This window comes from Pirellulales bacterium, assembly GCA_036490175.1.
In the GTDB taxonomy this organism is placed as follows: domain Bacteria; phylum Planctomycetota; class Planctomycetia; order Pirellulales; family JACPPG01; genus JACPPG01.
This window is the reverse complement of the sequence record DASXEJ010000198.1, coordinates 1-14,236: the sequence shown is the minus strand read 5'-3', so window position 1 is coordinate 14,236 and position 14,236 is coordinate 1. Positions and strand designations below refer to the sequence as shown.

General features: G+C 58.8%; 10 protein-coding genes. 5 read left to right on the top strand and 5 right to left on the bottom strand.

Annotation, left to right across the window (positions count from 1 at the left end):
• Nucleotides 1-526, top strand: a 526-nt coding sequence (locus VGG64_14220) for a hypothetical protein (GenBank protein HEY1600760.1), incomplete at its 5' end; no start/stop codon positions are given.
• Nucleotides 527-1,210: 684 nt separating this feature from the next.
• Here the strand turns inward: VGG64_14220 and VGG64_14215 are convergent.
• On the bottom strand, nucleotides 1,211-1,726 hold the full coding sequence (locus tag VGG64_14215; protein HEY1600759.1) for a hypothetical protein: 516 nt from the start codon (nucleotides 1,724-1,726) through the stop codon (nucleotides 1,211-1,213).
• 331 nt (nucleotides 1,727-2,057) lie between these two features.
• On the opposite strand from VGG64_14215, the gene VGG64_14210 reads away from it, so the two are divergent.
• The 4 genes from VGG64_14210 to VGG64_14195 all read left to right on the top strand — a co-directional run bounded on the left by VGG64_14210 (nucleotide 2,058) and on the right by VGG64_14195 (nucleotide 5,098).
• Complete coding sequence (locus VGG64_14210; protein HEY1600758.1) at nucleotides 2,058-2,447, top strand: hypothetical protein; 390 nt, start codon at nucleotides 2,058-2,060, stop codon at nucleotides 2,445-2,447.
• 139 nt (nucleotides 2,448-2,586) lie between these two features.
• Nucleotides 2,587-3,498: a ThuA domain-containing protein gene (locus VGG64_14205; GenBank protein ID HEY1600757.1), complete on the top strand. Its 912-nt coding sequence runs from the start codon at nucleotides 2,587-2,589 to the stop codon at nucleotides 3,496-3,498.
• A 108-nt stretch (nucleotides 3,499-3,606) separates the two neighbouring features.
• A complete protein-coding gene (locus VGG64_14200) occupies nucleotides 3,607-4,359 on the top strand; it encodes a hypothetical protein (protein ID HEY1600756.1) in 753 nt (250 codons plus the stop codon).
• 40 nt (nucleotides 4,360-4,399) lie between these two features.
• Nucleotides 4,400-5,098, top strand: a complete 699-nt coding sequence (locus tag VGG64_14195) for an SDR family oxidoreductase (GenBank protein HEY1600755.1) — start codon at nucleotides 4,400-4,402, stop codon at nucleotides 5,096-5,098.
• Nucleotides 5,099-5,544: 446 nt separating this feature from the next.
• Here the strand turns inward: VGG64_14195 and VGG64_14190 are convergent, their stop codons facing one another.
• The 4 genes from VGG64_14190 to VGG64_14175 all read right to left on the bottom strand — a co-directional run bounded on the left by VGG64_14190 (nucleotide 5,545) and on the right by VGG64_14175 (nucleotide 13,838).
• Entirely contained in the window at nucleotides 5,545-8,988 is a 3,444-nt protein-coding gene (locus VGG64_14190; GenBank protein HEY1600754.1) for a pyruvate carboxylase, read from the bottom strand.
• A 371-nt stretch (nucleotides 8,989-9,359) separates the two neighbouring features.
• On the bottom strand, nucleotides 9,360-9,818 hold the full coding sequence (locus VGG64_14185; GenBank protein ID HEY1600753.1) for a hypothetical protein: 459 nt from the start codon (nucleotides 9,816-9,818) through the stop codon (nucleotides 9,360-9,362).
• A gap of 690 nt (nucleotides 9,819-10,508) precedes the next feature.
• Nucleotides 10,509-13,043, bottom strand: coding sequence for an ATP-dependent Clp protease ATP-binding subunit (locus VGG64_14180; protein ID HEY1600752.1), 2,535 nt, complete (start codon nucleotides 13,041-13,043; stop codon nucleotides 10,509-10,511).
• A 120-nt stretch (nucleotides 13,044-13,163) separates the two neighbouring features.
• Nucleotides 13,164-13,838 carry a tetratricopeptide repeat protein gene (locus tag VGG64_14175; protein ID HEY1600751.1) on the bottom strand — a complete coding sequence of 225 codons (675 nt, stop codon included), beginning with the start codon at nucleotides 13,836-13,838 and terminating at the stop codon, nucleotides 13,164-13,166.
• Nucleotides 13,839-14,236: the final 398 nt, after the last annotated feature.

The window sequence follows — 14,236 nt, the reverse complement described above, 5'->3', positions numbered from 1 at the left end:
AACCACTGCGGCAACCGAGGCCCTGCAGTTCGATCAGGCTGGCGAGGCCGCCTTTAGCGCCGGACAGTACCAGACCGCTGCTTACAACTGGAAACATGCCCTGGTCGACGATCCCCAAAATGGCACTCTTGCCATGATGCTCGCCCAAGCGCTCTTCGCGCAAGGCTCCTACAACGAATCGGCTGCCGCGACCGAGCTAGGAATGGTTCTCTTGCCGCCAGAGCAATGGGGCGTTGTAGTGAAGAATTACAAAGAGCTTTATCCAAGCAACGCCACGTTCACGCAACAATTGCGGGCTGCGGAAAAAGCTCGCAACGACAAGCCTAACGACCCGGCGATGCGTTTCGTTTTAGGCTTTCAGTACGACTACCTGGGCTATCCGACTCAGGCAACGCAAGAGATGGAGAAAGCGGTTCAACTGCAACCGAAGGATCAATTCGCAAAAAAGCTATTGGACTCCCTCCGGGGAACATCTACATCTCGCACGTTGCCCGCACCCGCTGACGCGGCCTCCGGCGGCGAATGACAAATAGCCGCTAACAACCCCATGCGTCTTTCGTGCTCGGTCTCACGGAAGTCCTAGGAATCCCATTTTCCGGGGATGTCTTAGGACTTTCGCATTTGCGCATACGCCCGGTTCGCGACTGTCCTGTCAATTTATCGGCCAAAGCATGGGCGACCGAAACCGTGAGCCACGCCCATCCCAAGACCACGGCAAGGAAGCATCCGATTAATAGCAGCAAATCGGCGGCTGGCCGAGCCCACAATCCGACCGCAACGACTGCCGTAAATAAGAACAGCGGGCGCAGTTCAAACTGAAACCAGCGGCGTGAGTTTTCTTTGTCCATTCCCGCAGTGTAATACAATGCGGCATCCCCGGCAGCGCGGCTGATCTCTGCGCCAGGTGCCATGCTTGCCGATCGGGCGTTGTCCCGTACGAAAGCACTCCCTAATCGGCGTACCTCCGTGGGCATGGCACCCCGGCTTTAGAAAGAACATTCAGGTACCGGCGGCGGAACGTCTTGGAGAAACCGGACCGCAGGTGGCGCCATACGGCACCATCCGAGCGCGAAAGAATTTGATCGCCATTCCGAACGCCCCTGAAGCGAATGAAGCCGCGAAACGAGCACTACAAAAGGTCAACGGCTGTTAAACACCCGATTCTAATAACCTACCAGCTACTTTGTACCCAGCGCTGCGAGGCCTAGTTTTAATGCGCCTGAAGGTTGCGGAACGACGATGCAATTCGATACCTACCATCGCAGCGCTCAATAAGGCCGTCATGTTCCATCGTGCAGATGTCGTCGGTTGTGCCACCTAATGTCGAGAGCGTTTTGCTAGGTTTCCAACCCGCGGAAAGTGCGGCTCCGACAGCACCGCCCGCCCAATGTGGCCTCGCCACTCCCCGGCCGATCCAGTTGAGTGCGAAAAGAAATCGCGTCGATAGCCGGTCAAGCACTGGTATCCAACGAATGTAACGGTCCAGCACCAATATGTCATTTGTGCGGCGATCTGCGTCAGTAGCTTCGCGCCGATAACCATATTCGGTGTTTAAGCCCAGCGTACCGAGCAAGAACCAAAGGGAATCCATCGCCCCCACCGTTCTCGGAAAGGTCTCCTGGATCAACCCCAGCTTTGCCCAAGTCATCACTATCGCGTTCGCAGCCACATAGGGCCGCCAAATCCTTTCGGAATTCGTAAGGAGGAATTTGCATTCCTCAACCATTACGACGTCAGTTGAGTGAACGATGCATACGGACGATTCGCCTTCCAGGCGGCCATCCCAGCGCGGAAGTGTCGCGGCCGCTCGTGCAATTCTTTGCGACCATGCGCGAACAGACGCCGATGTTCCGAAAGCACCGATTGGCAACTGCACGACCTCTCGACCCCTGGTTGGATTCGCTGGGTGCCATGCCCATGCCGGCCTGGGCATGTCTTGATGTTGGAACGTGCGTTTCCTCGTGGCAAAAAGAACTTTACGTGGGAATGGCACCCGGCACGTCCCGAGCTATGACGAGCTGTTCGATTCGGTGCTGTTCGCCGGCTAGAATGGCGGCATGGGCGAGACGCCAAAACGCCGCTGGATGCAGTTCGGGATCGCGACGCTGTTTGTTGTCGTAACGATTTTCTGTTTTCTTGCGGCATGGCTGGGACATGCTGCCGCCGTAGTACGGGAGCGAGAGGCATTGTTGCAACCCAGCAGCGCATTCTCGCTCGATTCGCCAGAATGGCCCAGCCCCATTTCGTGGAGAATCGTGGCCGCCGTGTTCGGCTACGAAAAAGGTGCCATCTACTGGGACGGCATCAGCGTTCGTAATCGGAACGATGAAGACGTTGAGCGACTTCGACATGCATTTCCCGAAGCAAGAGTCTCTGCGGATGACACGTGGCCGCAGAACATGCCCATTCCAGAATATCGCAAGCAGCCGCCTGGAATATGGCGGTAAAAACTCCCGCCAGCAGGCAGTTAAGTCACACTCCCGCCTCGCGCCCCTAGTTGGATTCACCTGGCGGCGAGTGTAAGCTAGACCTGCTTGCCGGCCCCCTGGAAACATCACGCCCTGCCCCGCCCGGAGACTGCCTAAGATGAAACGCCGTGAGATGCTCGTCTCGTCCGCTGCCGCGTTGGCCCTCAGTCAGTTTCCGCTCGGTTGGGTCAAGGCGGCCGACAAGCCGAAACGCAAGATTCTGTTCTTTACCAAAAGCGGCGGCTTCGAGCATAGCTGCATTCGCCGCAACGGCGACAACCCATCGCATGCCGATCAGGTGTTGACCGATTTGGGGAAGCAGCACGATTTCGAGGTCGTGGCCAGTAAGGATGGACGCCTGTTCGACAGCGACATCAGCGGGTTCGACGCGTTCTTCTTTCAAACGCAGGGAGACCTGCTGACGGTCGGCAACGATAAACAGCCTGCCATGTCGGCCGAGGGCAAAAAACGCCTGCTCGATGCGGTAGCCTCGGGCAAGGGATTTCTGGCCGCTCACTGCGGGGCAGACACCTGCCACTCGCCAGGACACGATGGCGGAAAGCAGCGTCAGCGCCAGACCGATGTCGATCCCTATATTGCCATGGTCGGCGGCGAGTTCATCAGCCACGGACCGCAGCAAAAGGCCCGGCAGGTCATCGTCAGCCCGAAATTCCCGGGTGTCGCCGGCGTTGCCGACAAAGACACGCCCGACTCGTTCAAGATCAACGACGAATGGTACTCGTTGAAGAATTTTGCCGACAACTTGCACGTGATCCTGGTGCAAGACACGCAAGGTATGGAAGGCCGGGACTACGATCGCCCCCCCTTCCCCGCTACTTGGGCAAGACTCAACAACAAGGGGCGCGTCTTCTATACGTCGATGGGCCATCGCGAGGACGTATGGAGCAGCCCCAAGTTTCAGCAAATCCTGCTGGGCGGACTTTCCTGGGCGGTTGGCAACGTCGATGCCGACGTGACGCCAAACATCAAGCAAGTCACGCCCGGCGCCGACGTGATGCCCCCATCGTAGTTGTGCGTACAGATTGCGTGCACCTTGCGACACCCGAACTAATATCGAGTTAGGGTGTCGACTCAGTGTGACGTTTAGTTGCTCGCGACGAGGTTGGTGAGGTGCAGGATGTATCAAAAAACCGTTCTTTGTGTGGAGAGGGCAACGGCACTTCTAGAGCGAGGTGACGAAGATAGCCTTCGATACGCCTGCCTTCAGCTACGCATGGGTATCGAGCGCGCTTTCTATGCACTGGTTCCCGTGTACGCCGACGAACTCCCGACAGATATTCTCAAACGATGGCAACCTAAGCAGGTGATCGATGCCATTACTGATTGCGACCCAAATGCAGGAAAAGATGTTCGCCTGACGATTCTTGACAGCGAGGAGCGGTCGTTACTGGCGCGCGATCAAAAGGCCGTGACGAAACACCTCATTAAAGAGTATTGGCACAAGTTAGGTTCATTTCTTCACGCGTCGATGCAGCATGTTGATGTAGACTTGCCGAAACTCAAATTATTCCTTCTCGATACTATTGCGGCGTTGCGGGAGTTCACGACTAGCAACGTGATTGCAAATATCCGTCGGTCTGTTGCCGTCCAATGCGAATGTGGACGAACAATTAATCGGAATGCTGAAGCGCTGGAAATCAAACCGCGAGTAACGTGCCCTGACATACGCTGCGGCGCGATGTATGACTACGCAGAAAAGGATGGACTGCTGACGTTCACGCCGGTTGTGGTATTCTACGACTGTCCGAGGTGCAAGACGGTTAATTATTTGGGTGCGCACCGCGTGTCTGACGACTTTGTCATTACCTGCTGCGAGTGCGAAACAAAAATGCGGGTCCAAAAAGAATTCGTGATTCGCATGGTGTCCTGAGGAAAATGAACTCTCACGCGGGCCTGATTTTCAACCGACAATGCTACAAGATCGCAAAATCATCGTTCTCACCGGCGTCAGCCGTGGCCTGGGCTTGGCCCTGGCCGAAGGTTTTATCGAGCGCGGCCACACGGTTTGTGGCGCGGCGCGCAGCGCCTCGGCCGTGGCGACGCTTGCCAAACGTTGGCCGGCCCCTCACCGCTTTACCGCTATGGATGTAGCGCACGACGACCAGGTGAAGAGTTGGGCCACTGACATTGTGGCCGCCGTCGGCGCGCCCGACCTGTTGGTGAATAATGCGGCCCTGATGAACGCGCCGGCTCCTTTATGGCAAATTCCGCTGGCTGAATTCGAGCAGTTGATCGACGTGAACATCAATGGCGTGTTTCACGTGATCCGCCATTTCGTTCCGGCGATGGTTGCGCGACAGCGAGGCGTTATTGTGAACCTCAGTTCTGGCTGGGGGCGTTCGACCTCGCCCGAGGTGGCTCCCTACTGTGCTACGAAATGGGCCATCGAAGGGCTGACACGTGCGCTTGCGCAGGAATTGCCGGAGGGGATGGCCGCCGTGCCGCTAAATCCTGGTGTGATCAATACCGACATGCTGCAAACGGCTTGGGGCGCCGACGCCAACAGTTACCCCACCCCCGATCAATGGGCCCAGCGCGCCGTGCCGATGATCTTGGGGCTATCGGCCAAGGACAATGGCGAACCCCTGGCGGTGCGATCGTCGGGTTAAATCTCGACGTCATCCTGGCGTTTCTTGGCATGACCGGCTTGGCGTGGCCATGCACTGGTGGCGGCTGATTGGCGGCCTGCCGATGCGCGCGGGTCGCCGTACAATGAACGCCGTGATGGATCGAATACCCCACACCGCGCGCGATCGCTTTCTCTTGACCCGACAACATTTGGCGGCAGTACAAGGTCATGGTCACGTCAATCACGTCGTTTATTTCAGCGTTGAATAATTCCATTAATTGAATAAATCGGCAAGCGCAAACCCAGTCTGCGCTGTAACTTGCAGGAAAAAACGACGGAAAAGTAGGCCACCCTGGCGGACACCCAACGGCGGACAAAGCCGGACAAGGGCCTTTTCGCGAAATGACGCCTTGCCTGATGCGATTACCCCATGCCTACTGCGCCATTGCCGCGAACAAGGGAGGACCAGCGGCGCACGCCTGCCGGTTAGCCAAAGCGCACGAGCAGGTCGCCCGTTTCGACTTGCACGCCAGGCCGGACCAGCAACTCGGTAATTTTGCCGTCGCGTTCGGCGTAGACCGTGGTCTCCATCTTCATAGCCTCCATCGACAGCAACTTCTGGCCTTTGGCCACGGCGTCGCCGACGTGAACCGCCACTGTGACCACCGAGCCTGGCATCGGCGCGCCCACATGGTTGGGGTCGTTCGCGTCGGCCTTGGGATGATGTACGGCCGAGGAATCGAGCGAGCGATCCTGCACCGTGACGTTTCGCGACTGGCCGTTCAGTTCAAAAAAGACGGTGCGTCGTCCATCGGGGTGAGGGTCGCCCATGGTCAAGTACTTGACGATCAGCGTCTTGCCCCGTTCGATGTCGAACGTGAACTCCTCGCCCGGCTCGGGCCCGTAGAAAAAGACCGGCGTGGGAAGCACGCTAGTATCGCCGTACTGCTCCTGACGTGCGGCGTACTCGGCGAACACCTTTGGGTACATAAAATACGACATGACGTCGCGCGAAGTAGGCTTCTGGCCCAGGATCTTCTCGACGGCGGCTTCGGCGGCGGCGAAATCGGCTGGCGGCAAGGTCGCCCCGGGACGCTCGGTCAGTGGCGCGCCGCCGCGCAGGATCCGTTTTTGCACCTCGGGCGGAAACCCGCCCGGCGGCAGGCCCATCTTGCCCGACAGCAGGTCGACGACCGACTCGGGAAATGCCAACTCCCGTTGTGGATCAAGCACGTCCTTCACCGTCAGATCGCCCGTGACCATAAACAACGCCATGTCCCCCACAGCCTTCGAGCTGGGAGTGACCTTCACGATATCGCCAAAAAGCTGATTGACCTCGGCGTACACGCGACAGATATCGCGCCAGCGGTGTGACAGGCCGATAGCCTTGGCTTGCTGGAAGAGGTTGGTGTACTGGCCCCCTGGCATTTCGTCGCGATAGACGTCCGCGGTGCTGGCCAGCATGCCGGTCTCGAACGGGGTGTAGTATTCGCGTGCCGCTGCCCAATAGTCGGCGATCTGCTGCAAGGGCTCGAAACCAAGCCCGGTGTCGCGCTCGGTGAATCGCAGCGATTCCACCAGTGAATTCAAGTTGGGCTGCGACGTGAGGCCCGAGAACGGTGCCATGGCCGCGTCGGCAATGTCCAATCCGACTTCGGCCGCCTTGAGCACGGCGCCCGCTTGCACACCGCTGGTGTCATGTGTGTGAAAATGAATCGGGATGCCCACCTCTTGCTTGAGCGTGCGGACCAGCAACTGCGCAGCGTAGGGCTTGCACAGGCCGGCCATATCCTTGATGCACAGCATATGGGCACCGAGCTTCTCCAGCTCCTTGGCCATTTTCACGTAGTACTTCAGGTCGTATTTGGTCCGCTTGGGATCGAGGATATCGCCGGTGTAGCAGATCGCGGCCTCGCAGATGGCGCCGGATTCGATAACGGCCTCCATTGCAACGCGCATATTTTCGACCCAATTGAGCGAGTCGAAGATGCGGAATATGTCCATACCCGCATCGGCCGTCTCCTTGACGAATGCTTGCACGACGTTGTCCGGATAATTGGCGTATCCCAGGGCATTCGAGGCGCGGAACAGCATCTGGAACAAGATATTCGGAATCCGCTCGCGCAAGTCTGCCAATCGCTGCCAGGGGCACTCCCCCAGAAAGCGCATGGTTGTATCGAATGTAGCTCCGCCCCACATCTCGATCGAGAACAACTGCGGCACGAGCCGGGAATACGCCTGTGCGATCGCCAGCATGTCGTGCGTCCGCAGGCGGGTGGCCAATAGTGACTGATGGGCGTCGCGGAACGTTGTATCGGTCAGTAACAGCTGCTTCTGTTCGAGGATCCAGCGGCTGAATCGCTCGGGACCGAGTTGCTTGAAGCGGTCGCGCGCCCCGTGCGAGCCGGGGCGCTCGGCATCGATCGAGGGCAGCGGAGCCAACGCCCGTCGGACGTTCTCGGGCCGCTTCTTCACTGCGGTATGGCCGTTGACGATCACATCTGCCAGGTAGTTGAAGATCTTTGTCGCCCGATCGCGCGGCGTCGTGAACTGAAACAGCTCGGGGGTTTCGTCCAGGAATCGCGTCGTGTAGCCGCCGGCCAGAAATTGCGGATGGGTCACCAGGTTCATCAGGAACGGCAAGTTGGTTTTCACGCCGCGGATGCGGAACTCTTGCAGGCAGCGTTCCATGCGCCGGGCAGCGTCGGGGAAATGGCGAGCCCAGGCGGTGACCTTAACCAACAGCGAGTCGTAGAACGGTGTCACGATGGCCCCGGAAAACGCCGTACCGCCGTCCAGGCGAACACCTGTTCCGCCCGCCGAGCGGTAGCCGGTGATCCGACCGTAGTCGGGCAGAAATCGATTTTCAGGGTCTTCGGTCGTCACCCGGCACTGAATGGCAAAGCCGCGCGTGGTGATCGCGGCCTGGGAGCCCAGATCAATCTCGGGCTCGTCCAAACGCTTGCCCTGGGCGATCAGGATTTGGCACTGCACGATGTCGACGCCCGTGACGACTTCGGTCACGGTGTGCTCGACCTGGATGCGGGGATTCACTTCGATGAAATAGAACTTGTCGGTGCTGGTATCGAGCAGAAACTCGACCGTGCCGGCATTCTGATATTTAACCGCGTTGCCGATATCAAGCGCGGCCTGGCAAATGGCCTCGCGGACCTTGGGATCGAGCTTGAGAGCCGGTGCGAGCTCGACGACCTTCTGATGCCGTCGTTGCAGTGAACAATCGCGCTCGAACAAGTGGACCAGGTTTCCGTACTGGTCCCCAAGAAGCTGGACCTCGATATGCCGGGGATGCGTGATGAATTTTTCGAGGAACACTTCGTCACTTCCAAATGCCCCCAACGACTCACGCTGTGCTTGCGCAAGCGACCCGGCTAACTCTGCGGCGGTTTCTACGACGCGCATGCCGCGCCCACCGCCCCCTTTGGCGGCCTTGAGCATGATGGGGTAGCCGAGCTTCTCAGCCAACCGGGCTGCCTCGGCAGAATCGGCCACGGGGTGATCGCTGCCGGCCAATACCGGCACGCCCGCGCGGGCGGCTATGCCGCGGGCCGTGACCTTATCGCCAAGCTGCTCGAGAATCTCGGCCGGCGGTCCGCAAAGGATAATGCCAGCTTTGCGGCAAGCGCGCGACAAGGCCGGGTTTTCGGACAGGAAGCCGTAGCCGGGGTGAATGGCATCCACTTCGTGTCGCACGGCGATGTCGATAATGCCGTCGACATCCAGGTACGACCGTAGCGGCTCGCCAGGCTTGCCGATCGGGTAGGCTTCGTCGGCTTTCAGCCGATGCAGGGCAAAGCGATCCTCCTGGGAGTAGATCGCCACGGTGCGGATGCCGAGTTCGTGGGCGGCGCGGAACACCCGAATGGCGATTTCGCCGCGATTGGCGACCAACAGCTTGCGAATGGGCTTCATCGTTCAAACGCTATGCGCGTGCGTAGTTAGGACGTGCCTCGAACTGACCGTGGACGGACCCGGCCGAGCGAATCGCACAAGAGGCGTGGCAGTGCGAAGCTTATCGCGGCGGGCGCAAGAGCCTCATTTTTACTCGCCAGGGGCGTTCTGTTCCAGCCGCCCACACCGATCCGCGAGGGCGTTTTGCTGTCCCAAAACCGAACGCCGGCGTATCCCATCCGGCTTTCGCCTGCCGACCCGCAGATAGTCGCGCCCCGCGCGGGGGTGAGATGGCCGAATCTGACATCGAGCAGAAAAACAGCCACTGAAGCGCTCGCCATCGACCGCGGGTTCTGATACCGGGACGGCAATGAGGCTACTGCGTCGAACAGCTACCTCGGGGGCGCAGGAGTGTCGCTATCGACATCTGGATTAGGCGCAAGCGCCCAGTCGCGAGGAAAAGCCTGAATCAGGGCGTTGCAATTTCCGGTCACATTTTTGGCAATGACGGCCTTCAATCGCTCGAGAGCCGCCGTGAGGTCGGCGAATGTTGTCTGCTCGGGCACGTCGATACTTAGGTATATGCACTGTGTACGTTGGACGGAGCCCGAATAGGCTATTTTACGACCGATAGTTTCGTCCGACAGTTTATGCGCGCGATGCCGAATCTCGCCTGTTGATATTAACGAGTAATGGACCAATGACTTGCCGGTACCCGACTTGAACGCGCTTTCACTTCTTTTTTTTATAAACTCGACCGTCACCGGCACTGGCATGGAGGCGAGGCCGCGACCAACGAGGGACGAACATGCGATAGTCGACGCTAGGATCGCGATTTTGATAATTCCCATGTGTCCCTTCCTTGGAAATCATTTTGCGAATGGGTTAGGAAGCTCCGTCGGTACCACGCTTGTTTGCTAGTTTTCGCCCTCGCCTGTGATTCGGTTACCTTCGGACCACTGAGGCGTATCGAACTACGGGCCTAGCGTGCTGGCCCGCGTGGCCAGGCGCAGGTGGGCGGTTGACGAACTGGATCGCTTGCCGCGATGCGGCGTCGATTGACTAGCGTTCGCTATCCGGAAATTGCCTCATGCGCCTGCACTTGGCTGCGGGGTCGTCTTCGCTTCGTGTTCTTGGGGCATCGGCCCTCGGGAAGACTTCGATCACTATCTTGCAACCTTCCCTTGTGTGATTCGCGGCCGCAACCGTGAAGCGATCGAGCGCCTGCCTGAGTTGCTCGAAGGTGGTACGCTCGGGATCATCGACCGACAGGAGGATATTTTCGAATCTATCGTGCGAATGCGTCTGCGACAATTGACGAACCAGCATTTCGTCGGAAACCTCGCTGGACTCGTCCCATATTTGTCCCGACGGCTTCAAATTGTACGCCTGCGGCTTGCCGCAGTCGGCCCGAAATAAAAAACCGCCGCCTCCGCCCGGAATGGCAACGGAGGCGGCGGTTTAGTTGTCAATCGAATTCAGCGCCAACGCGACGATGCTCAACGTCCCCCGCCGCGATATATTTTCCAATGAGTCACGAGTTACGCCGTCGGCGAGGTGCCGCCGCCGGCGCCTACAGTTTCCGGCTCGGTGACTTTGCCCTCGAACACGAGTTGGTTGACGTCGCCGACCTTTTTGACTTCGACCGTGATCGTGTCCTTCCCCTGGAACTCTCCCTTGAGCAGTTCTTCAGAGAGCGGATCCTCGACATAGTTCTCGATCGCACGACGTAGCGGCCGGGCACCGAAATCCGTGTTCGATCCCTTCTTGATCAAGAAGCTCTTGGCTTCGTCGGTCAAAGTCAGCTTCAGACCGCGCTCGCTCAGGCGTTCGCGGACCTTGCTCAGCTCGAGTTCCACAACCTCCTTGAGGTCGGCAACGTCGAGGTGACGGAAAATGATCACGTCGTCGACGCGGTTGAGGAACTCCGGACGGAAGACCTTTTCGATCCGTTCATTGACGCGACTCTTCATGCTTTCGTAGGTCGAATCGTCGTCTGGCGATTGGAAGCCGAAGGACGACTCGTTCTTGATGGCCTCGGCCCCCGCGTTGGTCGTCATGATGACGATCGTATTGCGGAAGTCGACGTTCCGCCCGAAGCTGTCCGTGAGACGGCCTTCTTCCATCACCTGCAGCAGCATATTGAACACGTCGGGGTGGGCCTTCTCGATTTCGTCCAAGAGGACCACCGCATAAGGACGGCGGCGAATTTTCTCGGTGAGCTGGCCACCTTCCTCAAAGCCAACATAGCCCGGCGGCGCTCCGATCAGCCGGCTGACGTTGTGCTTCTCCATGTACTCGCTCATGTCGATCTGGATCAGGGCGTCTTCGTCGCCGAACATGAATTCGGCCAGCGCCTTGGCCAGCAAGGTCTTACCGACGCCGGTGGGGCCGGCGAAGATAAAGCACCCCGTCGGCCGCTTCGGATCCTTCAGTCCGCTGCGACTGCGGCGAACCGCCTTCGAGATCGACTTGATAGCTTCGTCTTGGCTGATAACCCGCTTGTGCAGGTCCTTTTCCATCTCCATCAACCGCAACGAGTCCTCGGTCGTCATACGCGTCAAGGGAATACCGGTCATCTTCGAGACGACTTCGGCAATCACTTCCTCGTCTACGACGCCGTCGGTCTCACGCGATTTCTCGCGCCAGTCGCGGGTGATTGATTGCTTTTTCTTCTTCAGCTTGTCGGCCTGATCACGCAGAGCCGCCGCCTTTTCGAAGTCCTGATTGGCGACCGCCTCTTCCTTTTCCTTGTTCAGACGCTCGACCTCTTCGTCGATTTCCTTAAGATCTGGCGGACGAGTCATGGCCTTGAGCCGTACGCGGGCGCCAGCCTCGTCGATCACGTCGATGGCCTTATCCGGCAAACAACGGGCCGTGATGTAGCGGCTGGACAATTCGACAGCCGCGCCGAGCGCGTCGTCGGTGATTTGCACGCGATGGTGTGTCTCATAACGGTCTCGTAGACCTTTGAGGATCTCGACCGTTTCGCTCTTGGTCGAAGGCTCCACCATGATCAATTGAAATCGTCGATCGAGCGCGCTGTCCTTTTCAATGTACTTGCGGTACTCGTCCAGGGTCGTGGCGCCAATGCACTGGATCTCGCCGCGGGCCAGTGCCGGCTTGAGCACGTTCGAGGCGTCGATGGCACCCTCGGCTCCGCCTGCTCCGACCAGGGTGTGCAATTCGTCGATGAACAAGATCGTGTTCTTGGCACGGCGGACCTCGTTCATGACCGCCTTGATACGTTCTTCGAACTGGCCGCGATACTTGGTGCCGGCCACCATCATGGCCAGGTCCAATACCACGATCCGGCGATCACAAAGTAGTTCGGGCACGTTGCCATCGATCACGCGCTGAGCGAAGCCCTCGACGATGGCTGTCTTGCCGACGCCTGCTTCACCCAACAGGACGGGGTTGTTCTTCGTGCGGCGGCTGAGAATCTGGATAGCCCGCTCGATTTCTTTCTCGCGTCCGATCACCGGGTCGAGCTTGCCTTGCCGAGCCAACTCTGTCAGATCGCGGCCAAAGCTATCCAGGGCCGGAGTCTTCGACTTGCTGCTTTTGCCCGACTCGGCCGTACCACTGCCGCCGCTGCCGCCTGCTGGGCTGCGCTCGCCCCCCTCGCTTCCCTCGATACCGTGGCCAAGCAGGTTCAGGACCTCTTCGCGGACTTCTTCCAGCTTCAAACCCAAGTTCATCAGCACCTGGGCCGCGACGCCTTCTTGCTCGCGGAGCAAGCCCAACAGGATGTGCTCGGTGCCGACGTAGTTGTGATTCAGGTTGCGGGCCTCTTCCATCGAATACTCGATGACTTTCTTGGCCCGAGGTGTTTGCGGCAGCTTACCCATTGTGACCATGTCCGGTCCACTTTGGACGAGCTTCTCGACCTCGAGGCGGATCTTGCGAAGATCGACGTCGAGGTTTTTAAGCACGTTGGCCGCGACGCCGCTGCCTTCCTTGATAAGGCCCAGCAGGACATGCTCGGTGCCGATGTATTCGTGGTTGAACCGCTGCGCTTCCTGGTTCGCCAGTTGCATGACCTTACGCGCGCGATCGGTAAATCGTTCGTACATGCGCTCTCTCCGTGTGACAGTCCAGTCTGCTACAGCGACCATTCACGAAAATGAATGGCCGCGGGACTTGCTATGTGTCTCACTGCGTCTTTCTATCTCGCTGCCTAGCCGCGCGGCCCTTCAAGCCGCACGACGCCAATCTGGCAGCGAAATCCTCGGTTCTTCACTCTCTAGCACATTGTGTTCCGTTTGCTCGCTGCCCCCCGCGTCCGGCGCTTCAAGCTCCGTTTCGACGGCACATTCTTCAATCGAGGGCTGCTGGGAGCCCTCGGCGAGCCGAATTTCCTTCTCCGACAATCGCTGGTACTCGGCGTTGATTTCCATCTGCCAGCTTGCTGCCCGATCCCACAAGGTCAAACCGTCTAAGGTTTCCCGGGCTTCGTCAAACCGGTTCGTATGTCGCAGGGTCGCGGCCAGCAGTAAAGTTGCCACAACGTCCGTGGGTATCTGGGCCACAAGTTGGCGCGCGAGCAACTCTGCGTCCAGCCAGTTCCCCCTTAAGTATTCCGCCAAAGCTGCGGGAAACAAGTCGTTTGGACCTGTTGGCGAGGCCTCGGCCCGCGGCGCCGCACGTCGCGAGACAAAAAGTAGCGCCAGCCAACCGGCAATAAACCCCGACCAGATCGCCCCTGCCCGTTGCGGCCCCAACAACTCCCCCCACACCAACGTCGCCGCCACCACTAGATTTAATAACAACGCAAACGAGACGGCCAATGCCAATCCCGACCATGCACCGCGCCACCAGAGCCCTGGTAATCCGGGCCACAAATAGATAGCCCACTGCACGCCGCGCATCGGGAAAGACTCCTTTCTCGCCGAGTATGTTCGGTGCGGAATTGTATCTCGCCAATAGAATTCGAGCAAGGCAAGTAAAAGTGTCGCTTGACTTTACGGCCATCCAATGGCCGTGGAATCCGTCCTTGCTGTCTTGTGGCGTACAGACCTGCTCAAGGCCGAAGGGCGAGCGATAATTAGAAACGAGGCCGTGGGTTTGCCTGGCCTGCCCTGATTTGTAATGCTGGACCCCCTATGGCATGGTCTTTCACCGCCGCGACTGAACGCGCATTGGCCGAAGCTGCGGGCTGGACGAGTCGTGACGATCATGATGATCTGCGCGAGCCGGAGCTGTTGCTCGGCCTATTGGCCGAGGCCGAATGTCGTGCGGCCGAAATGTTGCTAGCAAACAATATCGA